The sequence below is a fragment of the Paenirhodobacter ferrireducens genome (assembly GCF_004022265.1).
In the GTDB taxonomy this organism is placed as follows: domain Bacteria; phylum Pseudomonadota; class Alphaproteobacteria; order Rhodobacterales; family Rhodobacteraceae; genus Rhodobacter; species Rhodobacter ferrireducens.
Window position 1 is genome coordinate 114,596 of sequence record NZ_SAVB01000011.1, and the last position, 22,907, is coordinate 137,502.

Below are 22,907 nucleotides of genomic sequence, written 5' to 3' on the forward strand. Positions count from 1 at the left end.
CCCCCGGCGCAGCGGCCGGAGGGCGCGGGGTCACGCGGCGGGGCGGGCGGCGGCGATCGCCGCCTCGATCACCCGGCGGTCGCCGATGTGATTGGCCAGCAGCAGCGCGAGCTTGGCCCAGACCTTCAGGCTGTCCTCCTCGCTCAGACCCTCGTGCAGCGCGACGAGGGATTGATAGAGGTCGTCGTGCCCGCTCAGATTGGGCGTCAGGGTCAGTGCAGACATGCGTCACCTTTCAGCAGGGCGCCGCGGGCGCGCGACAGCGCGGCGGCGATGGCCTCGGTCGTGGGGTGCTGCCAGCGCGCCGCCACATATTGATCGGGACGCACCAGCGTGGCGCCGCCTTCGGGCAGCGCGAGCCGCTCGGCCGCAAGGCCCGAGACCTCGAGCCGCATGAGCCCCTCGGGCGCCGTGCCGTCCCAGCCGTGGGAGATCAGCACGAAATCGTCGCCAAGCGCATCGAGCAGCCAGCCGTCTTCCAGCGGTGCATCTAGCACCGGGCTGCCCGGTGGCACACCGCCCGCCCAGGTCTCGGCATCGGGGGTCGAGAGCAGCGAGGTGGGATAGCTGACCGCGGTCGAGAGCCGCCCCGAGTTCACGAAGGGCCGCGCGAAGGCATGCTCGCCCGCCAGTTCGAGCACCGCGTCGCGCAGCGCCCGGCTGGCCGTCGATTTCGGCGTCAGGAAATCGGTCGAGCGGGTCGAGTTCAGGATGTTCTCGTCCGCCGTGGCGATCGCCTCGTCGTTATAGGTCTCGATCAGCGCCGCATCGGCCGCGCCGCGCAGCACGAGGTCAAGCTTCCAGCCGAGGTTGTCGATATCGGCAAAGCCGCCGTTGCAGCCGCGCGCGCCGAAGGGCGAGACCAGATGCGCGGAATCGCCGGCGAAGATCACCCGCCCATGCACGAAGCGCGCCATGCGCCGGCACTGGAAGGTATAGACCGAATACCATTCGCGTTCGAAGGCGACACCCTCGCCCAGCATGGCGCGCACGAAGGGCTCGACGTTCTCCGGGCGGATCGCCGCCTCGCGGTCGATGTTCCAGCCGAGCTGGAAATCCAGCCGCCAGACGTCATCGGGCTGGCGGTGCATCAGCGCCGAGCGGCCGGGGTTGAACGGCGGGTCGAACCAGAACCAGCGTTCGGGCGGCATCTCGTGCGTCATCCGGATGTCGGCAATGAGGAAGTTGTCCTCGAACACCCGGCCCTCGAAATCGAGGCCCATCTTCTCGCGCACGGTCGAGCGCGAGCCGTCGCAGGCGATCAGCCAGCCCGCATGAAGCCGATAGCCCTGCCCGCCCGCGGTCACATCGAGCGTCACGCCCTCGGGTCCGGGGGTCACGTCCTCGACCGCATGGCCCCAGCGGATCTCCACATTGGGCAGCTTCGACACTTCGTCGAGCAGGTAATCCTCGACGTAATATTGCTGGATGTTGACGAAGCCCGGACGCTTTTGATCCTTCACCGGCAGCATGTCGAACTGATAGACCGGCGCGTCGTCGCCGCCCCAGAACACCTTGCCGATGTTCCACACGACGCCCTTGTCGGTCACCGCATCGCCCGCGCCGAGCCGGTCGAGAATGTCGAGCGATCGCTTCGAGAAGCAGATCGCCTTCGAGCAATGCGCGACGAAATCGAGCCGGTTCAGCACCGTCACCGCATGGCCGCGCCGGCCGAGGTCGAGCGCCATCGCCAGGCCCACGGGCCCGGCGCCGACGATGACCACCGGCGCGCTGTCGGTGTCGGTGGCCGGCGCCGGGGTGGCGCCAATCTCCTTGTAGACGGGAATTCCCGCAACGTTTGCCATGATCTCCTCCCTCGTCCGCGCTCAGCCCTGCAGCTTCGCCCAGACCTCGCGGTCGCGCTCGGCGGTCCAGATCCGCGGGTTCTCGATGCCGTCGAACTCGTCCCACAGGCGCTGCACGTCGAAGGGTAGGCAGTGCTCGAAGATCGGCCATTGGCCGAAGTCGGGGGCGAGCGCGGCATGGGTCGCCTCGAACGCCTCCTTCAGCGTGCCGCCGGCGCGGTGCACGGGGCCGACATTCTCGATCATGCCATTGAGGAACTTGCGGGTCTGCTCGACCGCGGCATCGGTTTCCGCGACGCCGCGCGCCACCGCGCCACGCCCGCCGATCAGGTTCTCGGAGCGATACGCCTTGACCGCGTCGAGCGTCTTCGTCGCCCAGTCGAAGTGATAGGCGTCGCCGGTGTAGAGCGCGGCCTTCGCCTCGACGAGGTCGCCCGCGAAGAGGGTCCGGGTCTTGTCGTGCCACACCACGATGTCGCCGCCGGTATGGCCGCGGCCGAGGAAACGCAGATCGAGCGTGCCGCGGTCGCCGCCAAGCGGGATCGAGTATTCCGTGTCGAAGGTGATCGTCGGCCAGGTCAGCCCGGGCACCTCCTCGGCGTTCTTCGCCAGTCGCGGCATCCGGCCGAATTCGCTTTTCCAATCCTCTTCGCCGCGTTCGGCCACCAGATCGCGCGAGGCATTCGACATGATGATGTCGCCCGCCTCGAAGGCCGAGGCGCCGAGCACCCGCACCGCGTGGTAATGCGTCAGGATCAGATAGCGCACCGGCTTGTCGGTCTGCTCGCGCAGGATCTTCAGCCAGTCGCGCGAGGCCGAGGGGGTGGCGCGCGATTCGATCGCGACGAGGAAATCCTCGCCTTCGATCGCGCCGACGTTCGGGTCACCCTCGGCGGTCAGCGCATAGACGCCGTCCCCCAGGATTTCCAGCGTATCGGTCTTGAGTTCGGTGTCGGCCGAGGATGCGAAAGGTTTCGTCATGGGTCTCCCTCCCCTTGATTTCTTGCGTTCTCACGCTCAGGATCGTTTCTAGGGAAACGAAATCGGGCCGTCTGTCATCAGATCTGAGGACAGGCCCGAAAGGGAGGATCGGATGCAGACGGCGGGGTTGATCGACCCGGACCGGGCGGCGGCGTTGCTTGAGGCGCGCGACCCGGCCCTGTTCGCCGAGCGGCTGCTCGAGCTTGCGCATTCAGCGGCCGGGGTCGAGGAGCTTTTCGCCTATCGCGTGGGTGACGGCGCGCCGCAGGCGCTGGCCTCGTCGAGCGGGCTTGGCGATGTGCGCGAGCGGGCCGAGGCCTATGCGCGGCGCTTCCATGCCTCGGACCCGGTGGCCGCGGCGCGGCGCGCGGCACGGCCCGGCAGCGGCTTTGCCTGCCGGATTCCGGCCGAGGCGATCGAGCTTGGCGCCTATCGCCGGCTGTGTTTCGAGCGGCCGCGCTTTGCCGAGAAGATCTGCTTCGGCTGGCGCAAGCCCGAGGCGACGACGGTCGTCACCTTCTATGCCCGTTCGGGCGGCGCCGCGCCCGACATGGCGCAGCTTGGCGCGCTGGCGCAATTGGCGATCACCGGGCTCATGCGCAACGCCGCGCCCCAGGTGCCGCTGGTCGAGGAGGTCGAGCGCCGCCTTGCCGCCGCCCACCCCTCCCTCACCGGGCGCGAGCGCGGCGTCTGCGCCCGCAGCCTGACCGGCGAGACCGCGCGCGAGATCGGCCAGGCGCTTGGCCTCAGCCCGGCGACCGTGCTGACCTATCGTCAGCGCGCCTATCAGAAGCTCGGCCACTCCAAGGCGCACGATCTGCTGGCGGCGGTGATGGGCTAGCCGTTCACCCGGGGGTTGATTCTTCGGCCGGACCGGGGCAAATGTTGCATTTGAAACAGTTTTCGGAAGTGGCCGGGGCCCGTCATGCGTATCGAGGCGTTCTTTCCCTACAGGCTGGCCGTGGTGGCCGAGGCCTTTTCGCGTCAGCTGGTGGCGGTCTATGGCCGCGAATACGGGCTCTCGCGCGAGGAATGGCGGCTGCTGTTCCTGCTCGAGGATGCCGGCTCGCTCGATTCGCTGCAGCTCGCGCAGCGCACCTCGCTCGACAAGGTGCAGGTCAGCCGGGCGGCCTCGCGGCTCGAGGAGAAGGCGCTGATCACCCGCACCGTGCTGGGCTCTGACCGGCGGCTGCGCAATTACGCGATCACCGAGGCCGGGCGCGACCTCTTCCGCCGCGCCTTCGATCGGGTCGGCGCGCGGGCGGACGAGATCCTCGAGGCGATGCCGGCGCGCGACCGGGCGGCGCTCGAACGCGGGGTCGCGGCGCTGGACCGCGCGATCGCCCGGGTCACCGAGCCCGAGACCGGCCACGGCACCGCCTTCCCGCGCCCGGGCCCGATCGAGGATTAACCCTCGCCCGCGAGCCGGGTCAGCGCCGCGGCGAAGGCCTCGGCACCGGGGCCGAGTTCGGCGCAAAGCTCGGCCTGGAATCGCGCCGCGATCGCGCCAAGCCGCGCCATCAGCGCCTCGCCCTCGGGGGTCAGTTCCAGCACGATCAGCCGCCGGTCGGTCTCGTGTTCCGACTTGCGCAGCCAACCCGCCGCCTCGAGCCGCGAGGCGGCCCGGCTGACCACCGACTTGTCGAGGGCGACGCGCTCGTGGATGTCGCGTACGCTGACCGAGCCCGAGCGCGCAAGATGCGCCAGCACCCGCCATTCCGGGATCGTCAGCCCCGCCTCGGCCTCGTAGAGCGCGGCGAATCGCCGGCTGACCCGCGCCGCGGCAACGCTGAGCCGATAGGGCAGGAACCCGTCCAGATCGAAGCTCATCGGCCCCTCCTTTTGCCGCCAGATCAGCAGAAATTCGTTGCACAAACAACGACAAATGCGCGGGCCGCGAAATCTCCGTTGACATCGTTGCATCAACAACGACATGTTCGTTGCAGAAGCAATGACTTTCATCTGCGAAGGGAGGACGTGGAATGACCAGCCAGACGCTGCCCACGGGCATGATCCGCGCGACCGGCACGACCGGCACGCACGAGGGCTACATGCCCGGTTTCGGCAATGACTTCGAGACCGAGGCCCTGCCCGGCGCGCTGCCGCAGGGGCAGAACAGCCCGCAGAAATGCAATTACGGCCTCTATGCCGAACAGCTCTCGGGCACCGCCTTCACCGCGCCGCGCGGCCAGAACGAGCGCACCTGGTGCTATCGCATCCGCCCCTCGGTCAAGCACACCGGCCGGTTTGCCGAGATCGACGTGCCCTATTGGAAGACCGCGCCGAATGTGGTGCCGAAGGTGACGAGCCTTGGCCAGTATCGCTGGGACCCGGTGCCGATGCCGGCCGCGGGCGAGGCGCTGACCTGGATCACCGGCATGCGCACGATCACTACCGCGGGCGACGTGAACACCCAGGTCGGCATGGCGAGCCACATCTACCTCGTCACCCGCTCGATGCAGGACGAATATTTCTTCTCGGCCGACAGCGAGCTGCTGGTGGTGCCGCAGGAGGGCCGGCTGCGGTTCTGCACCGAGCTCGGCGTGATCGACCTCGAGCCCAAGGAAATCGCCATCCTGCCGCGCGGCCTCGTCTATCGGGTCGAGGTGCTGGACGGCCCCGCCCGCGGCTTCGTGTGCGAGAATTACGGCCAGAAGTTCGACCTGCCCGGCCGCGGCCCGATCGGCGCGAACTGCCTCGCCAACCCGCGCGACTTCAAATGCCCCGTCGCCGCCTTCGAGGACCGCGAGGCGCGTTCGCGCGTGGTCATCAAGTGGTGCGGCAGCTTCCACGAGACCTGGATCGATCACAGCCCGCTCGACGTCGTCGCCTGGCACGGCAATTACTGCGCCTACAAATACGATCTGCGCACCTACAGCCCGGTGGGTTCGATCCTGTTCGACCATCCCGATCCGTCGATCTTCACCGTGCTGACCGCGCCCTCGGGTCAGGAAGGCACCGCCAACATCGATTTCGTGCTGTTCCGCGAGCGCTGGATGGTGGCCGAGCACAGCTTCCGCCCGCCGTGGTATCACAAGAACATCATGTCCGAGCTGATGGGCAACATCTATGGCATCTATGACGCCAAGCCGAAGGGCTTCGTCCCGGGCGGCATGAGCCTGCACAACTGCATGCTGCCGCACGGGCCCGACCGCGCCGCCTTCGAGCATGGTTCGACCGAGCCGATGGTGCCGGTCTATCAGGCCGAGACGATGCAGTTCATGTTCGAGACCCGCTTCCCGCAGCACCTGACCGCCTTCGCCGCGACCGAGGCGCCGATGCAGGACGATTACATCGATTGCTGGGACAGCCTCGAGAAGAAGTTCGACGGCACCCCCGGGGTGAAGTAAACCGCGCAGCTCGCGAGACATCAATCGAACGGCCGGGCGGCATTGCTGCCCGGCCGTTTTCCGTCATCCCCTTGCAGCATTGACGGGAAACGCCGCTCCGTCCCGGGATTTCGTTTCATGTGACACAAGTTTTTCGTCATTTTGCGGCCAAAATACATCTTTGACGGTTGCAAATGAAACAAGTCGTGGTAAGGATTCGGGGCAGTGACACGGCCTGCGCAACTTCGCCGCGGGCCTGTCCGGGGGGATCATAAGACAGGAGACGGATGGTGCCGACGGTGGAGAAGCCGTTGCGCAGCTGGATTGCGGCTGCCAACGAAGCGGGATGCGATTTTCCGGTGCAGAACCTGCCCTACGGGGTGTTTTCGACCGCAGGCACGGCGCCGCGCTGTGGCGTGGCGATCGGGGACCGCATCCTCGACCTCGCCGCCTGCGAGGCGCGCGGCCTGATCGACGCGAAGGGCGCCTTCGCGGAACCGGCGCTCAATGCCTTCATCGCGCAGGGCCGCGCCAGATGGGCCGAGATCCGCGCCCGCCTGACCGAGATCCTGGCCGAGGGCGGCGACGAGACCGCGCCCACCGTGGCGATGTCTGACGCCACCCTGCACCTGCCGGTCAAGGTCACCGAATTCACCGATTTCTACGCCTCGAAGAACCACGCCTTCAACGTCGGCGTGCTGTTCCGCGGCCCCGAGAACGCGCTGCCGCCGCAGTGGACCCACATGCCGATCGGCTATAACGGCCGCGCCTCGTCGGTCGTCGTCACCGGCACCCCGATCCGCCGCCCGATGGGCCAGGTGAAGGGCGAGACGGGGCCGGTCTGGTCGCCCTGCCGCCGGCTGGATCTGGAGCTTGAACTCGGTGCCATCGTCGGCGCCGACAGCCAGATGGGCGAGCGCGTCAGCGTCGCCGAGGCTGACGAGATGATCTTCGGCTATGTGCTGCTGAACGACTGGTCGGCGCGCGACATCCAGGCCTGGGAATATGCGCCGCTGGGGCCGTTCCAGTCGAAGGCGCTCGGCACCACGATCGGCGCCTGGATCGTGCCGCAGGCGGCGCTCGAGCCCTTCCGCTGTGCCGGGGCCGAGCGGGTGAACCCGCTCCTGCCCTATCTGCAGGAGGACAAGCCCGGCTTCTTCGATCTGACCATCGGTTGGACGATGAACGGCGCGCCGATGGGGCGGACGAATTACAACGTGATGTATTATTCGAGCGCGCAGCAGCTCGCCCATCACACCGAATCGGGCTGCCCGATGCGGGTGGGCGATCTGCTCGGCTCGGGCACGATTTCGGGGCCGACGCCCGACCAGACCGGCGCGCTGCTCGAGATGACCCAGGCCGGCAAGCTGCCGGTGACGGTGAACGGCGAGAGCCGCACCTTCATCGAGGATGGCGACGAGATCGGCCTTTACGCCTTTGCCGAGGGCGAGGGCTATCGCATCGGCTTCGGCCCCTGCACCGGGCGGATCACGCCCGCGAAGGCCTGACGATGACGGTGCAGGTCCCGGTCACCGATGTCGTTCTCTACGACTACTGGCGGTCCTCGGCCTCGTACCGGGTGCGGATCGCGCTCGGGCTGAAGGGCGTGCCCTTCGCCCGGGTGCCGGTCGATCTGGTGGCGGGCGCACAGCGCGCCCCCGCCCATCTGCGGATCAATCCGCAGGGGCTGGTGCCGGCGCTGGCGATCGATGGTCATGTGCTGACGCAATCGCTCGCGATCCTCGAATATCTCGAGGAGACCCGCCCCGCCGCGCCGCTCCTGCCCGAGGGCGAGGAGGCGCGCGCCCATGTCCGCGCCCTGGCCCTCGCGCTTGCCTGCGAGGTGCATCCGGTCTCGAACCTCGGCGTTCTGGCCCGGGTCGAGCGGCTGGCCGGCCCCGAGGCGCGGGCAAGCTGGAACCGCGACAACATCGAGGCGGGGCTTGCCGCCTTCGAGAGGATGCTCGACCATCCGGGCTTCACCGGGCAGTTCTGCCACGGCGGCACCCCGGGCATGGCCGACTGCACGCTGATCCCCCAGCTTTACAACGCGGCCCGCTGGGGGGTGGGCTTCGATCACCTCGCGCGCATTTCCGCCGTGGCGCGGTCCTGCGCCGCGCTGCCCGCCTTCGCGGCCGCGCACCCCGATCAATTCGACCCTTCGCGGGAGGCGAAGGCCATTCAGGGAGAGACCCGATGAAATCGCTGAAACTGGCGCTTGCGGCGCTGCTGCTCACCTCGGCCCCGGCGCTGGCCGAGGAACTGATCATGTCGTCCTGGCTGCCGCCCAAGCACCCGGTCGTGGTCAACGCCTTCAAGCCCTGGGCGGCCGAGGTCGAGAAGGTCACCGACGGCCGCGTCACCGTGCGGATCATGGGCAAGCCGCTCGGCAGCCCGCCGGCGCATTTCGACATGGCCCGCGACGGCGTGGCGGACATCACCTATGGTCTGCATTCCTTCACCGAGGACAACCGCTTCAACCGCGCCCGTCTGGGCCAGTTCAGCTTCCTCGGCGATGACGCGATCGCGAATTCCAAGGCCTATTGGAAGATCTATGGCGGCGAGCTGAACGCGGCCGAGGAGCACAAGGGCACCCATCTCCTCGGCCTCTTCATGCACGGCCCGGGTCTGCTGCACAACAACAAGCGCAAGATCGAGACGCCGGCCGATTTCGCCGGGCTGAAGCTGCGCGTGCCGGGCGGCTATGTCGGCGATCTGGTCTCGGCGCTTGGTGCGACGCCGCTCTTCATGTCCTCGACCGAGGTCTATGAGAAGCTGTCGCGCGGGGTGATCGACGGGGTGGCCTTCACCTATGAATCGATGACCGCCTTCAACCTCACCGACTACATCAAGTATTCGATGACCGTGCCCGGCGGCATCTACAACACCACCTGGTTCTTCGTGGTGAACGAGGCGAAATGGGAGAAGATCTCGCCCGAGGACCGCGCCGCGATCGACGCGATCTCGGGCGAGGCCTTCGCCGAGCGCGTCGGCAAGGCGTGGAACGACGCCGACGCCAAGGCGCGCGAGGTGATCGGCGACAAGGTCGACTTCTACGAGGCCTCGCCCGAGGTGCTGGCCGCGATGAAGACCGAGGCCGACAAGCTGGAGAACAGCTGGGCGGCGACGCTGGGCGACGGCTATGACGGCAAGGCCGCCCTCGCCGAGTTCCGCAAGATGACCGGGGTGACGCTGGAATGAGCGGTCAGGCCCAGGGCGGCGCGGAGGACGCGCCGCACGACATGATCCCGGGCCGCACGCCGCATCGGCACACGGCCTGGTATCGGGCGCTGGCGGTGGTCGCCGCGGTGCTGATCGCGCTGATGATCGCGGTGACCTGCATCGACGTGGTGGGGCGGTATCTCTTCAACCACCCGTTCGGCGGCGCCTATGAGCTGACGCAGATCCTGCTGGCGGCGCTGGTCTTCGTGGCGCTGCCGCTGACCAGTGCCGACGGCGGCCATGTCGAGGTGGACCTTGCGCTCCACCTCTTCCCGCGGCCGGTGCAGCGCGGGCTGGGCCGGCTTGCCGGCCTCGTCTCGGCGCTGGCGCTCGGCTTCTTCTGCTGGCGGCTTGCCGGGCTTGGCCTGACGCAGCTGCACGAGGGCACGCGCAGCTCCTCGCTCGCGCTGCCGATGGCGCCGCTTGCCTTCATCGCGGCCGCAAGCTGCGGCTTTTCCGCGCTCGTGCTGATCCTGCGCCGGGAGGACTGAATGACCATTTCCCTGATCGCCTTCGCCATCCTGCTGGCCATGGTCTTTTTGCGCGTGCCGATCGCCTTCGCGATGGCGATCGTCGGCGGCATCGGCTTCGGCATCCTGCGGGGCTGGGAGCCGGCGGGCGCGATGGTCGGCAACGCGGTCTACGAGACCGGGCTGAACTATTCGCTGTCCGTGGTGCCGCTCTTCATCTTCATGGGCAACGTGCTCGCAGGATCGGGCATCGCGCAGGGGCTGTTCGCCGCCGCCGACCGGATCTTCGGCCGGATGCGCGGCGGGCTCGCGATGGCGACGGTGCTGTCGTGCGGCGGCTTCTCGGCGGTCTGCGGCTCGTCGCTCGCCACCGCGGCGACGATGTCGAAGGTGGCAATGCCCTCGATGCGGCGCTTCGGCTATTCCGACAGCCTCGCCACCGGCGCCATCGCCGCGGGCGGCACGCTCGGCATCCTCATTCCGCCCTCGGTGGTGCTGATCCTCTTCGGCCTGCTGACCGAGGCCGACATCGGCAAGCTTTTCCTCGCTGGCATCATCCCGGGCGTGGTCGGCATCCTCGGCTATCTGCTCGCCGTGATGGTCGCGGTGCGGCTGAAGCCCGATCTGGCGCCGAAGGTCGGCGAGGTGCATCCGATGACGCGGCGCGACGTGATCTCGGTGCTGGCGGTCACGGCGCTGTTCGTCTTCATCATGGTCGGCATCTATGGCGGGCTCTTCACGCCGATCGAGGCCGCGGGCATGGGCGCCGCCGCCGCGCTGGTCATCGCCTTCGCCACCGGCGGCATGACCCGCAGCGCGCTCTGGACCGCGTTTCTCGACAGCGCCACCGCCTCGGCGATGATCTTCGCGATCATCATCGGCGCCGAGATCTTCAGCAATTTCGTCACCTTCGCCGGCCTGCCCGACAGCCTGTCGGAGATGGTCGACGGCTTGGGCCTTTCGCCCTGGATGGTGATGCTGCTGATCGTGGCGATCTATCTGGTGCTCGGCTGCTTCCTCGAGAGCCTGTCGATGATCCTGCTGACCGTGCCGGTGTTCTATCCGGTGATCTCCAACCTCGATTTCGGCATGGCGGTGCTGAACGACCCCGAGGCGGTGGTGACCTGGTTCGCGATCATCGTCGTCGTGGTGACCGAGATCAGCCTGATCACCCCGCCGATCGGGATGAACGTCTTCGTGCTGCGCTCGGTGCTGCCCGATGTGCCGCTGCGCACGATTTTCCGCGGCGTCTATGTGTTCTGGGTGTCGGACATCCTCCGGCTGGCGCTGATCATCTTCGTGCCCGGCCTGTCACTCTGGCTGGCGCATTAGCGCCCTTCTGACCGCGGGCGGGCCCGTCCGGGGCCGCCCGCGCGCCGCTCAGTCCGCGGCAATCAGCGCCTGCAGATCGTCCTCGTTCAGCGTTTCCTTCTCGAGCAGGGCCCGCGCCGCCCGTTCCAGAAGCGCGCGCTTGTCCCCCAGAAGACGGACGGTCCGGTCAAAACTCTCGTCGATCAGCCGCTTCACCTCCTCGTCGATCAGCGCCGCGGTCTCGTCGGAATAGTCGTGCTGTTCGGCGAAATAGGGGTCTTCCGCGCCCATCATCGACTGGTGGTCCCGCTCGAGCGTCACATGGCCGAGCTTCTCGCTCATGCCGTAGCGGGTGACCATGGCGCGGGCGATGTCGGTCGCCTTCACCAGATCGTCCGAGGAGCCGGTCGAGATCTGGTCATAGATCACCTTTTCCGCCGCCCGCCCGCCCAGCAGCACCGCCATCTTGTTCTCGAGCTCGGTCCGGGTCATCAGGAAGCGGTCCTCGGTCGGGCGCTGGATCGTGTAGCCAAGCGCCCCCACCCCGCGCGGAATGATCGAGACCTTGTGCACCGGATCGACCCCGGGCAGCGACATCGCCACCAGCGCGTGGCCGATCTCGTGATGGGCGACGACGTCGCGCTCCTTCGGGTTGAGCAGGCGGTTGCGCTTCTCCAGCCCGGCGACGATCCGTTCCACCGCGTTGTTGAAATCCTCCATCGTCACCGCATCACCGTCGCGGCGGGTGGCCAGAAGCGCCGCCTCGTTGACGAGGTTAGCGAGATCGGCGCCGGTGAAGCCCGGGGTCAGCGCCGCGATCTGCTCGGCCGAGACGTCCTTGGCGAGTGTCACCTTCTTCAGATAGAGCGCGAGGATCTGCAGTCGCCCGACCTTGTCGGGGCGGTCGACCAGCACCTGCCGGTCGAAGCGGCCGGCGCGCAGCAGCGCCGGGTCGAGGATCTCGGGCCGGTTGGTCGCGGCCAGCAGCACCAGCCCCGAGGACGGGTCGAACCCGTCCAGCTCGACCAGAAGCTGGTTCAGGGTCTGCTCCTTCTCGTCATGCCCGCCCGACAGCGGCCCGATGCCGCGCGCCCGGCCAAGCGCGTCAAGCTCGTCGATGAAGATGATTGCCGGGGCTTTGGTGCGGGCCTGCTCGAACAGATCGCGCACCCGCGCCGCGCCGACGCCGACAAACATCTCGACGAATTCCGAGCCCGAGATCGAGAAGAACGGCACTCCCGCCTCGCCGGCGACGGCGCGCGCCAGCAGGGTCTTGCCGGTGCCCGGCGGCCCGACCAGCAGGATGCCCTTCGGCATGTGCCCGCCAAGCCGGCTGTAGTCCTTCGGATTTTTCAGGAAATTGACAATCTCGACAAGTTCCGCCTTGGCCTCGTCCACCCCGGCGACGTCAGCGAAGGTGACGCCGGTGTCGGACTGCACGTAGACCCGCGCCTTCGACTTGCCGATCTGCATCAGCCCGCCGCCAAGCCCGCCCTGCCCCATCCGGCGCAGCATGAAGATCCAAACCCCGAAGAACAGCGCCGTCGGCGCCACCCAGGAGAGCAGCTCGGACAGGAAATTGCTCTGCACCTCGCCGCTCACCACCACGCCCTGCGCCTGGAACTCCCGGGCGAGGTCGGGCTCGACCCGGGTGGTGATGAACATCGGCTTGCCGTCCCGGGGCGCCTTGTACTTGCCCTGGATATACTGGTCCGAAACCGCGACCTCGGCGATCTTGCCCGCCTGCAGCTCGGTCTCGAACTGGCTGTAGGGGATCTGCTCGATCTGGGTGCTGCCGGCGTAGAAATACTGAAAGGCCGTCAGGAGGGCGAAGGCGGCCACCCAGTACCAGACGTGGAATTGCGTCGTCTTGTTCATGCCCGGTCTCCGTTTCGGTTCGTGCCATGCTATCCCCGTTGCCGCGTTTCCCGCCAGAGTGCAGGTGCCGAATCCGGACCCCGATCAGGGGGGTGCGCGGAAAAGAGGCGGGGGGGGCCCGCCCCTCCTGTGCTGCAACCCTTCCGCCCCTTGCCGGCCCCCGGCCCGGCCTGTCCGGTTTTGCGTGGGCGCATGACGGGCGCCGCGTCCGGCTGGCGGCGGCGTGCTGTGGCGCCGCAGAGCGGCCCTTGACATCGGCCGGCCCACAAATGTAACGATCGGTCCACAATAAACCGATCGTTACAGGATTTACCATGCTCAGATTCTTCACCCCCGCCCTGCCCGCGCCGCGCCCGAGGACGGTTCTGCTTGCCGGCGCGGGTGGTTTTCTGGCGATCGCCCTGCTGGCGCTCCTGACGGACCAGCTTGCCGTTTCGCTGCTGATCGCACCGTTCGGCGCCAGCTGCGTGCTGCTGTTCGCCGCGCCCGCGGCCCCGCTGTCGCAGCCGGTCAACGTGATCGGCGGTCATTTCGTGGCAACCCTGACCGGGCTGCTGATGCACGCCTGGCTGCCGCCGACATGGTGGGGCATGGCGCTTGCGGTCGGGGGGGCGATCGCGCTGATGGTCGTGCTGCGCGTCACCCATCCGCCGGCCGGGGCCGATCCCCTCGTCGTCTTCGCCACCGCGCCGGGCTTCGGTTTTCTCTTCATCCCGGTGCTGGCCGGATCGGTGATCCTGGTGGGCGTTGCCCTGCTGTTCCACCGGCTCAACGGCACCGACTATCCGACGGCGGCGCGGTGATGGCGCGCAGCTATCTGGAACGGAGCGATCTCGTGCCGCAGCTTGCCGAGATCTTCCGGCGCTACGGATACGAGGGGGCCAGCATCGGCGTCATCGCGAAAGAGACGGGGGCGGGCCGGAGCAGCCTCTATCACTTCTTTCCCGGCGGCAAGGAGGAGATGGCCGATGCGGTTCTGGCGCAGATTTCCGACTGGTTCGAGGCCAATGTCTTCGCGCCGCTGACGCAGAAGCCGGCGCCACAGGCGCTGGCCGAGATGGCCGCTGCCGTCGAGGCCTATTTCCGCTCCGGCCAGCGCATCTGCCTTGTCGGCGCCTTCGCGCTCGACGACGTGCGCACCCGCTTTTCCGGGCGGATCGAAAGCTATTTCGCCCGCTGGGGCGCGGCGCTGGCAGAGTGCCTGCAGCGGGCGGGGTGGCCCGAACCCGAGGCCCGGCAGGAAGCCATCAGCATTCTGGCGGCGATTCAGGGCGGCATCGTCCTGACCCGCGCCTCGGGCAATGCAGAGGCGTTCCGGAGTGCTCTTGCAACGGCGCTGACGCGGGCCGGGCGGGCCGGAACCGACGCAACCGGGGCATGAACCGGGGGCTGCGCCGGACCCCTGCGGAGAGGTCGCCCCCCATGCCCGGTGCCGGTTTTGCCGGCGCGGGTCAGCGCGTCAGGCGCAGCCGGGCCAGGCGCAGGATATCGGCCTGACTGCGCGCCCCGGTCTTCTGATAGAGGCTGCGGATCTGCGCCCGGATCGTCTCGCGCGAGAGCTCGGCCTGGTGCGAGATCTCGGCCGGCGACAGCCCCGCCACGATCCCGCGCGCCGCGCGCCGTTCGGCCGGCGTCAGCCGGTATTCCAGCGCAAAGACCTCCTCGTCGAACAGCTCGGTCGTGTCCAGCCCGTCGATCAGCACGATCAGCGAGATCCCCTGAAACAGCAGCGAGATCCCCTGCCGGGCGAGCCGGATCAGGGTCAGCCGCACCCCCGGCAGGGCCAGCGTCATCATGTCCGGCCCGCGATAGGCCGGTGACAGCATCGACTTGACCTGCGCCTCGACCCCGCCATCACGCATCAGCAGGCGCTGCCGCTGCACCCGGAACGGCGCCTGCCGCTGGCGCAGGAAGGCCTCGGCCCTGGCGTTCATCGTCTGAATGGCGCAATCGCGACCAAGGACGATCACCCCGAGGGCCGAGCTTCCCATCAGCCGGGCCTCCAGGCTGTCCGGCGCGACCGTGCCCTGACGCTGGTAGAATTGCGTGGCCCGGTGCAGATGCGGCGCCAGTTCCGTCAGCCTCCGGGCCATCTCCCGGCGGATCAGGTCGTCGTTGCGCTCGCTCATCAGCGTCAGGCTGAAGTTCCAGGCCCCCTCGGTTCCCAGCTTGAGGCCGGCGGAAGACTGGATTCCGTTCGGCCGCAGCCAATCGTTGAAGATCTCGCTCGCACGCAGCTGGTCGGTGGGCACCAGCTCGGTATCGGCATAGCCAAACCCGTCCCTGCGCAGCGCCAGCGATTGCTGCAGCACGTTGACGCCGCAGAAATGGGCGCCGTAATCGTCGATCGCCGGGGTGTCGAACCCCGCCTGCAGCGCCACGCCGCTTTCGTCCGGGCGCTGCGTGTTGAACATCTGCATCGCCGCCTTGCCGGAGGGGATGCCACAGACCAGTTCATCGAGGAAACGCTGCCAGTCCTGCTCCCCCAGCATCGCGGCATAGATGAGGTCGATCAGCTCCGCCTGCCGTTCCCTGTCCTGTCGGTCGCTACTGGATCGCACTCTGTTCACGACGGCCCTAGAGATTGTCTGCCTCGAGTGGCAGGTTGTAGAGCGTCTGGCCGGCAAGTTCCATCGAGCCGCGCAGGGTTCTTGCGTAAACCGCGCAGTTTAGGCGGTTTACCGCCATTTTGGAGCTCACCTCAACCAGTTCGGCCTGCCGGGTGTAGAATTCCTCCTCGTTGTCGAGCAGGTCCGAGACCGAGCGCTTGCCGAGGTCGAAATACTGGCTGCGGTAGAGATCGCGCGTTTCCGCCAGAAGCGCGATCTGCCGTTTCAGCATCTCCTGCCGGCGCGCCCCGGCGGTGATGTCGCGCAGTGCCTTGCGCGAGGACAGGCTGGCGTCGCGATCGGCGGAGTCGAGCGCGGCCTCGGCCGCGTCGCGGGCATTGCGCGCAACCGAGGCCCTGGCGGTCAGCGCGCCGCCTTCGAGAAGGTCCGAGCTCACCCCGAGATTGATCCCAAGCCCGGTCGAGGTGTCGCCCGTGCCGAGCCGGGCCAGCGGCGACACGGTGATCTTCGGCACCCGCGCCTTCTGCGCCTGTTCGAGGTCGATCTCGGCCTTGGCCATCCTCAGCCGGGCGATGCGCATCTTGTCGGTCTCGCCGCGCAGCGCACAGCCGCCGCGGAACTCGGGGACCGCACCGCCGGCGGATTGGCCGCTGCGCCGCTCGAGCTGTTCGCGCGCATCGGCCAGCGCAAGCTCGGCGTCCTGCACCAGGAACGCCGCGTTCTGGACGCGCTTTTGCGTCTCGAGCAGATCCGGCGCGGTCGTGGCGCCGATCTCGACCCGCTCGGAGACGAGCTTCTGCAACTCGGTCATCGCGGCAAGCTGCCTCTTGTAGACCGCCAGCGCCTCGGTGTTCATCCGCACCGCGTCATAGGCCTCGAGCAGTTCGACCGCCGCGTCATCCACTGCCTTCTGGAAGGTGATGTAATTGATCTGCAGATCCATGTCGGCCGAGGTGACGGCACGCTTGGTCTTGCCGAAATCCATCAGCAGTTGCGACACATTCATCCGCAGTGCCGGGTCGCCGTCGCCGGCCGAGCCCGCGCCGCCGCCCACCGTCATGCCGAGCGCCGGAAAGAGCGCGCCGCGCTGCACCCGGACCTGATCGGCGCTTGCGGCGACGGAACTGGCCGCCTCGCGCACGTCGGGGTGCAGCAACAGACCATTGCGCACCACGTCTTTCGCCGCCCGCCCCTGTGCAGGGGCGAGCGGCGGCATGCCCTTCGCGCGGGCGATCAGCGCGGCCTCGGTGCCATCGGGCGCTGGCAGGCTGCAGCCCGCCAGCGCCAGCAGGCAGGAGCCCAGAATGGCGGTGCCGCGCAGGCCCGCTTCAGCGAAGAGTTTCATCGAATCTCAGTTCTTCTGGCCGACCACGATGTCGGCGCATTGCGGCCGGCGCCAGGCAGTGCCGGAGACCTTCTGCGCGGCGTCGAAATAGACGCGGTACTGGCACACCAGCGTGCTGCGGCGGTCCTTGGCGGGCAGGCGGATGTCGAAGTCCCACGAGCCGTCCTGATTGGCCGAAACCGGCTTGCCGGCATAGCGCACGAGCGCCGCCTTGTCCTGGCCGAGCGCCACCTTGCGCATCTGCTGCGCGCTGCGCGCGGTGCCGCTGCGGGCGTATTTCTCGTCCATCTCGGCATAGTTGCGCTCGACGTTCGAGAAACCCGCATCCGGGGCGACCACGTTCAGACCCGAGATTGCCCCGGCCCCGGCGGGCAGCGCGAGGCCGATCAGGGCGGCGGCAAGGAACTGGCGGCAGGCAAAAGAGACTCGGTTCATTTCAATGTCCTCTTGTGGATCGGGCAGACAGCGCCCGGCATCGTTACTGGGGGTTACAGTCGGGGTGGTCATCGTTCGCGCAGCGCTTCGCGGGCGCGGTTGAAGGGCTTGATCAGATATTGCCAGACGGTCTTCTCGCCGGTCCGGATGTCGACCGTGGCGATCATGCCGGGCACGATCGGGAACACCGTCCCGGCCTTGTTCGTCAGATGATCGCTGTCGGTGCGGATATAGACCCGGTAATAGACGATCTCGGGTTTCACCTCGTCGCGCACGGTGTTCGGCGAGATCGTCGCGACCGCACCCTTCATCCCGCCGAAGATCGAATAGTCATAGGCCGAGATCTTCACCAGAGCCTCCTGGCCGGGGTGAATGAAGGCGATGTCGCGCGGCGAGATCTTCGCCTCGATCAGCAGCTGGTCATCAAGCGGCACGAGGGTCATCAGATTGCCGTTCGGCGGCACCACACCGCCGATGGTGGTGACCGCGATGTCCTTGATCACGCCGCGCATCGGGGCACGGAAAGTCAGCCGCTGCAGCTGGTCCGAGCGGCCACGCACCACCGAGGACTGCACCTCGGCCTCGGCATTGGCGTTTTGCAGCTCCTCGCCGGCCTTCACCAGCCGGTCGGCCTTCAGGTTGGCGATGTCCATCTCGGTCTTCGCGGCCTCACGTTCGAGGCTGATTAGCTCGACCCGGCTCGAGGCGCCCGAGGATTGCAGGCTGCGGGTGATCTCAAGCTCCTGCCGCACCAGCGCGAGCTCGTGCGTCATCCCGGCCAGCGCTTCGGTCATGCCGTTGCGGCGTGCGGTGAACAGGGCGGTTTCGTTGCGCTTCAGGTCATCGTGCCCATCGAGCTCGGGCGGGAAGGAGATCGCCTCCTCTCCGGCGATCTCGGCGCGCAGCCGTGCCGCCGTGGCGATGGCGGCGTAATACCTGGCTTCGGCCTCCTCGACATTCGAGGCCGAGCGGGTCGGGTCGAGCCGCGCCAGCAGCTGCCCCTCGTCGACCACATCGCCCTCGTGCACCGCGAGCGAGGCGATGATGCCGCCGTCGAGCGACTGGATCACCTGCTCGCGCGAGCTCGGCACCACCGTGCCCGCGCCACTCGAGACCTCGGTCAGCGGAAACACCCAGGCCCAGACGAGAAACAGGGCGACCGCAGCGGCCAACACCCGGACGGTGCGGGTCTGATGGCGGATCACGGCGTCGGTTCCGGAAACTGCAGTCAGGCTCATGCGGCACTCCTCGGTGCGCGCAGCCGGGTCAGCACGGTGTCGCGCGGTCCGTTCATCACCACCGCGCCGGCGTTCAGCACCAGCACCCGGTCGACCGCCGACAGCGCCGCCAGCCGGTGCGTGGCGATCACCACGCCGATCTTCGGATCGAGCCGGCCGAGCAGCGCGATGAACTCGCGCTCGGCCACCTCGTCGAGTGCCGCGCTCGGTTCGTCGAGCAGCAGCACCCGCGGCCGGCGCAGCAGCAGCCGCGCGATCAGCAGCCCCTGACGCTGGCCGCCCGAGAGCCCGGTGCCGCCCTCCTGCACCTGATGGTCGAGTCCGTCCCGCAGCCGCCGCACCAGATCGAGCAGACCGAGCTCGCCCAGCACCTGCACGATCTGCCCGTCCTCCACCCCCGGCGCACCGAGCGTCAGATTCTCGCGCAGCGTGCCGTAGAACAGCCGCGCGTTCTGACCGAGATAGCCGATGTCGCGGCGCACGTCGGCCGGGTCGATCAGGCCAAGTGTGATGTCGTCGAGCCGGACCTCGCCCGCGAGCGGTGCGATCAGCCCCGCGAGCCCCGCGAGCAGCGTCGATTTGCCCGAGCCGTTGTTGCCGAGGATCGCCAGCCGCTCGCCCGGCGCGATCTCGAGCCGGCCCACCTTCAGCACCGGGTCGTCAGCGGCATAGCCGAAGCTTGCATTCGCCAGCGAGAACGCCCCGCGGATCGCCGGCAGATGCACCCGGCGGGCGAATTCGGGCGTGTCGACGGGCAGCGCCATCAGCTTGTCGAGCGAGTCGCGGGCGATCTGCGCCTGTTGCCAGCGGTTGAGGATCTGCGCCACCGAGCCGAGCGGGGCCAGCATCCGCGACGACAGGATCGAGGCCGCGACCAGCACGCCCGAGCTGATCTCGCCGGCGATCACCATCGGCGCGCCGAAGAACACCACAACAGCGAAGGCCCCGCCCTGCACGCTCTGCGCCCAGCTCGACAGCCGCTCGACCACCGTTCGCAGCTCCATCGCCGAGGTGGCGCAGGCCTCGTTGTATTGCATCCACTGGTTCTGGAACCGGGCCTCGGCCTGCAGCGCCTTGATGTCATCGACGCCCTGCACCGCCTCGACCAGCATCGCGCTGCGCAGCGAGCGCTCGCGCATGTTGGCGCTGGCGAGCGTGCGCAGCCTGCCCTGCGCCAGCAACCCGGGCAGCACCAGAGCCACCGCCGCGGCCAGCGGAATCCACACCAGCCCGCCCGCCAGATAGGCGAAAAGCACGCAAAACAGCGCGAAGAACGGCACGTCCGCAATCGCCGCGATCGTCGTCGAGGTGATCATCTCGCGCACATGGTCGAGTTCGCGGATCTGGGCGATGAAGGTGCCCGTGGCCTTCGGCCGGCTGGCCGTGGTGACCCGCAGCGCATGGCCGAACACCAGATCGGAGATCGCCAGATCCGCCCGTTTGCCCACGGCATCGGTGATGTAGCCGCGCAGCACCCGCAGCGCGTAGGAAAAGGCCACCGCCAGCATAACGCCGCCGAACAGCACCCACAGCGTCGGCAGCGACTGGCTCGGGATCACCCGGTCATAGACCTGCATCGAGAAGATCACCCCGGCCAGCGCCAGAATGTTCGACACCGCCGAAGCCAGCAGGATCGTGCGATAGGGCCGCAGATCGCCGGTGATCAGCTTGCGCAGCCAGTGCGGGTCATGCGGTGCGATATACAGATCGACCCGCGCATCCGGCGCCGCGGCGACCGGGCGCAGCACGAAGAGCCGGCAGAGCCGCCGGCTCAGCTCGGCGCGCGGCAGCGGGGTGATGACCCCGCCATCGCTGCCGAAACTGACGCCGAAACCCTCGGTCGTCTCGGTCTCGATGACGCCGACGCTGCCGTCGTCGAATTCCGCAACCAGCGGCAGGCGCAGCGCGGTGACGGCGCCGGCATCGGCTGCGGTTTCGGCCAGCGCGAGCCCGGCATCGCGCGCAAGCGCCTGCAGTTCCAGCGCCGCGCCACGCCAGTCCGCCTGCCGCTTCAGATGCTCGGCCGAGGCGCCGATCCGGTAATGGCCGGCCACGCGCAGGATGCAGGCGACCCAGGCCTGGCCCTGCTGTGCGGCCCGCGGTGCCGTCTGCGGCACGTTCTCGTCCTCTTGCGTCATGTCTCGCATTGCGCTTTCCGTCGATCGTTCCACAACATCGCCCGGGGCACCTCAGCCGCGGCCGCTCCGAAAAGCGCCGCGGCAGATGCGCCCGGGTGTCGGGTGGTCGCGATCAGTAATGCGACGCGGTCTTCAGCGCGCTGTCATCCCAGATCGAGGTCGTGTCGGCGTAAAGCGCAACTGTGCTCGAGCTGTCGGCGGGCGAGGTATCGGTCGCCTCTGTCGACGTCGCAAAGGAGGTCGCAGCGAAGGCCGAGAACCCGCTGGCGGTCGGGGTCGAGTTGACCGTGAACTCGATGGTCGAGCTTTGCGGCGCGTCGGTCCCGTCCTGTGCGGTAGCGGTCACCAGCACGTCATAGGTTCCGGCCGGAATGTCGAGAGTCAGATACGAGAGCTGCACCGCTCCGGGGCCGCCGGTCACGGTGATCGTGCCGCTGCTGTCCGCAACCGCCGTGCCCGTGCCGGTCGTGCCGTCGGCATAGACGACGTCGTAGTTCAGCGTCGCCCCCTCGACCAGCCCGCTCACCGTCATCGTCAGGCTTTCGGAGCCGTCGGTGTCGGTCAGATTGGCGCCGACCCCGGTCAGCGGGATCCCGCTGCCCTCGGTCCCGGTATAGCCGTAATCCAGCCCGTAGAAGCCGTTGCCGTCGGCATCCGACCCATCGTTGAAACTGCCCAAAGACAGGTAGTTGTAGCTCGAGATTGCATTCTGGACGTCCGACAGGTTGCCGAACAACGGCACCTCGCTGCCATTGTCCGCATTGACGATCGAGAAGTCGTAGTTCCCGACGCCGACCGCGTTATGCAGATAGAGGTCGAAGGTATAGAACCCGGTCTCGGTCGCGGTGAAGTTGCCCGCCGCGACCGGCCCCGTCCAGCTCGAGTGTCCCGAGGCCAGATCGCCGATCACGATCGTGCCGCTGTCGTCGACGGTGCCCGCGAATGCGTAGCTCGATCCCGCTTCGAGATAGACATAGCCGGTGATCAGCTTGGCCTCATAGGTCGGCAGCGTGCCGCCGCTGATCGAGGTGGTTGTGCCGATCGTCGCTGCGCCCATGTCATTCGCAACCAGATAGTCGATGGCGTTCACGAGATCTGCGGAGTCCGCGCCGTAACCGCCGTTCTTTTCCAGGTCCCAGGTCGTCGTTCCGTCGCTGACGGAGGTGACACCCGACCAGCTGTAGGTGCTGAAGCTGGTGCCGCTGATGGTGAAGGTGAGCCCGTCCGTCGCCGTCGGCATATCGGTAACCGGGGCCACGCTCACCTGCGCCGTGGCGGTCGACCCGTCGCTCAGCGTGTAGGTGAGCGTGGTCTCGCCGCTGTAGTTCTCGCTCGGCGTGTAGGAGATCGCGCTGCCGCCGCCGGTGATCGTGGCGATCCCGTTGCCGATGCTGACCGAAGTCACCGTCAGCCCCGAGCCGGTCTCGCCGAGCAGATCCGCAACGGTGAAGCTCGCCACGGTATCCTCGGTCGCGGCCAGAGGCGCGAAGGTGCCGGTATCATCGGCGGTGCCGGTGTTGCCGGCCGGATCCTCGACCGAGGCCTCGACGGTATAGCCGCCCTCGGCGAGATCGGCGGGCACGTCGACGCTGTAGCTGCCGTCGGTGCCGACGGTGGTGGTGAAGGTCTGGCTGACATTGTCCGAGCCGGTGACGACGAGGGTCACGGTGCTGCCCGCGGGCGCATCGGTCGTGCCGGTGATCGTCGGCGTCGGATCGGTGGTCAGCGCGGGCGCATCGACGGTGATCGACGGCGGCGTGGTATCGACCACCCCCGCGTCATCGGCGGTGCCGGTGTTGCCGGCCGGGTCCTCGACCGAGGCCTCGACGGTATAGCCGCCCTCGGCGAGATCGGCGGGCACGTCGACGCTGTAGCTGCCGTCGGTGCCGACGGTGGCGGTGAAGGTCTGGCTGACATTGTCCGAGCCGGTGACGACGAGGGTCACGGTGCTGCCCGCGGGCGCATCGGTCGTGCCGGTGATCGTCGGCGTCGGATCGGTGGTCAGCGCGGGCGCATCGACGGTGATCGACGGCGGCGTGGTATCGACCACACCCGCGTCATCGGCGGTGCCGGTGTTGCCGGCCGGGTCCTCGACCGAGGCCTCGACGGTATAGCCGCCCTCGGCGAGATCGGCGGGCACGTCGACGCTGTAGCTGCCGTCGGTGCCGACGGTGGTGGTGAAGGT

Annotated in this window: 21 protein-coding genes; 10 read left to right on the plus strand and 11 right to left on the minus strand. The window is 68.0% G+C overall.

Annotated features, from left to right (window positions below; all coding sequences use genetic code 11):
* Positions 1-30: 30 nt before the first annotated feature.
* The 3 genes from EOW65_RS10460 to EOW65_RS10470 are packed head-to-tail and all read right to left on the minus strand — an operon-like array spanning position 31 to position 2,786.
* Complete coding sequence (locus EOW65_RS10460) at positions 31-225, minus strand: DUF2783 domain-containing protein (RefSeq protein WP_128149198.1); 195 nt, start codon at positions 223-225, stop codon at positions 31-33.
* The gene (locus EOW65_RS10465) at positions 213-1,805 is read right to left on the minus strand and encodes an FAD-dependent oxidoreductase (protein WP_128149200.1); all 1,593 of its coding nucleotides are present in this window, start codon (positions 1,803-1,805) and stop codon (positions 213-215) included. Before EOW65_RS10465 ends, EOW65_RS10460 begins: the two co-directional genes overlap by 13 nt.
* 21 nt (positions 1,806-1,826) lie before the next feature.
* The gene (locus EOW65_RS10470) at positions 1,827-2,786 is read right to left on the minus strand and encodes an MBL fold metallo-hydrolase (RefSeq protein WP_128149201.1); all 960 of its coding nucleotides are present in this window, start codon (positions 2,784-2,786) and stop codon (positions 1,827-1,829) included.
* Positions 2,787-2,898: 112 nt separating this feature from the next.
* Here EOW65_RS10470 and EOW65_RS10475 point away from each other — a divergent pair, with 112 nt between their 5' ends.
* Positions 2,899-3,627 carry a LuxR C-terminal-related transcriptional regulator gene (locus EOW65_RS10475; RefSeq protein WP_128149203.1) on the plus strand — a complete coding sequence of 243 codons (729 nt, stop codon included), beginning with the start codon at positions 2,899-2,901 and terminating at the stop codon, positions 3,625-3,627.
* Positions 3,628-3,711: 84 nt separating this feature from the next.
* Positions 3,712-4,197 carry a MarR family winged helix-turn-helix transcriptional regulator gene (locus EOW65_RS10480; RefSeq protein WP_128149205.1) on the plus strand — a complete coding sequence of 162 codons (486 nt, stop codon included), beginning with the start codon at positions 3,712-3,714 and terminating at the stop codon, positions 4,195-4,197.
* Here the strand turns inward: EOW65_RS10480 and EOW65_RS10485 are convergent.
* Complete coding sequence (locus EOW65_RS10485; RefSeq protein ID WP_128149207.1) at positions 4,194-4,616, minus strand: MarR family winged helix-turn-helix transcriptional regulator; 423 nt, start codon at positions 4,614-4,616, stop codon at positions 4,194-4,196. The two genes, EOW65_RS10480 and EOW65_RS10485, sit on opposite strands and share 4 nt — an antisense overlap.
* A 152-nt stretch (positions 4,617-4,768) precedes the next feature.
* On the opposite strand from EOW65_RS10485, the gene hmgA reads away from it, so the two are divergent.
* The 6 genes from hmgA (at position 4,769) to EOW65_RS10515 (ending at position 11,139) form a co-directional block, all read left to right on the plus strand.
* Complete coding sequence (hmgA, locus tag EOW65_RS10490) at positions 4,769-6,136, plus strand: homogentisate 1,2-dioxygenase (RefSeq protein WP_113901183.1); 1,368 nt, start codon at positions 4,769-4,771, stop codon at positions 6,134-6,136.
* Positions 6,137-6,402: 266 nt separating this feature from the next.
* Positions 6,403-7,623, plus strand: coding sequence for a fumarylacetoacetase (gene fahA, locus EOW65_RS10495; RefSeq protein ID WP_128149209.1), 1,221 nt, complete (start codon positions 6,403-6,405; stop codon positions 7,621-7,623).
* 2 nt (positions 7,624-7,625) lie between these two features.
* Complete coding sequence (maiA, locus tag EOW65_RS10500; RefSeq protein WP_128149211.1) at positions 7,626-8,315, plus strand: maleylacetoacetate isomerase; 690 nt, start codon at positions 7,626-7,628, stop codon at positions 8,313-8,315.
* A complete protein-coding gene (locus EOW65_RS10505; protein WP_128149213.1) occupies positions 8,312-9,316 on the plus strand; it encodes a TRAP transporter substrate-binding protein in 1,005 nt (334 codons plus the stop codon). Before maiA ends, EOW65_RS10505 begins: the two co-directional genes overlap by 4 nt.
* Entirely contained in the window at positions 9,313-9,828 is a 516-nt protein-coding gene (locus EOW65_RS10510) for a TRAP transporter small permease (RefSeq protein WP_128149215.1), read from the plus strand. Before EOW65_RS10505 ends, EOW65_RS10510 begins: the two co-directional genes overlap by 4 nt.
* Entirely contained in the window at positions 9,829-11,139 is a 1,311-nt protein-coding gene (locus EOW65_RS10515) for a TRAP transporter large permease (protein ID WP_128149217.1), read from the plus strand.
* A gap of 48 nt (positions 11,140-11,187) precedes the next feature.
* Here the strand turns inward: EOW65_RS10515 and ftsH are convergent, their stop codons facing one another.
* The gene (gene ftsH, locus EOW65_RS10520; protein WP_128149219.1) at positions 11,188-12,996 is read right to left on the minus strand and encodes an ATP-dependent zinc metalloprotease FtsH; all 1,809 of its coding nucleotides are present in this window, start codon (positions 12,994-12,996) and stop codon (positions 11,188-11,190) included.
* 314 nt (positions 12,997-13,310) lie between these two features.
* Between ftsH and EOW65_RS10525 the strand changes: the two genes are divergently transcribed.
* Together EOW65_RS10525 and EOW65_RS10530 are read left to right on the plus strand one after the other, a co-directional pair.
* The gene (locus EOW65_RS10525; RefSeq protein ID WP_128149221.1) at positions 13,311-13,799 is read left to right on the plus strand and encodes an HPP family protein; all 489 of its coding nucleotides are present in this window, start codon (positions 13,311-13,313) and stop codon (positions 13,797-13,799) included.
* Complete coding sequence (locus EOW65_RS10530; RefSeq protein WP_128149223.1) at positions 13,799-14,377, plus strand: TetR/AcrR family transcriptional regulator; 579 nt, start codon at positions 13,799-13,801, stop codon at positions 14,375-14,377. Before EOW65_RS10525 ends, EOW65_RS10530 begins: the two co-directional genes overlap by 1 nt.
* A 70-nt stretch (positions 14,378-14,447) precedes the next feature.
* Here EOW65_RS10530 and EOW65_RS10535 read toward each other — a convergent pair whose 3' ends face one another.
* From EOW65_RS10535 to EOW65_RS10560, 6 genes are all read right to left on the minus strand, one after another.
* The gene (locus EOW65_RS10535) at positions 14,448-15,566 is read right to left on the minus strand and encodes a helix-turn-helix transcriptional regulator (RefSeq protein WP_164880062.1); all 1,119 of its coding nucleotides are present in this window, start codon (positions 15,564-15,566) and stop codon (positions 14,448-14,450) included.
* A 7-nt stretch (positions 15,567-15,573) separates the two neighbouring features.
* Complete coding sequence (locus tag EOW65_RS10540; protein ID WP_128149227.1) at positions 15,574-16,911, minus strand: TolC family protein; 1,338 nt, start codon at positions 16,909-16,911, stop codon at positions 15,574-15,576.
* Between the two features lie 6 nt (positions 16,912-16,917).
* Complete coding sequence (locus EOW65_RS10545; protein WP_128149229.1) at positions 16,918-17,346, minus strand: hypothetical protein; 429 nt, start codon at positions 17,344-17,346, stop codon at positions 16,918-16,920.
* Between the two features lie 68 nt (positions 17,347-17,414).
* Positions 17,415-18,584, minus strand: coding sequence for an HlyD family efflux transporter periplasmic adaptor subunit (locus tag EOW65_RS10550; RefSeq protein WP_128149231.1), 1,170 nt, complete (start codon positions 18,582-18,584; stop codon positions 17,415-17,417).
* Complete coding sequence (locus EOW65_RS10555; protein WP_128149233.1) at positions 18,581-20,722, minus strand: type I secretion system permease/ATPase; 2,142 nt, start codon at positions 20,720-20,722, stop codon at positions 18,581-18,583. The genes EOW65_RS10550 and EOW65_RS10555 overlap by 4 nt, the downstream gene beginning before the upstream one ends.
* Positions 20,723-20,834: 112 nt before the next feature.
* Positions 20,835-22,907: Ig-like domain-containing protein (locus tag EOW65_RS10560; RefSeq protein WP_164880063.1), on the minus strand; the 2,073-nt coding region annotated here is incomplete at its 5' end.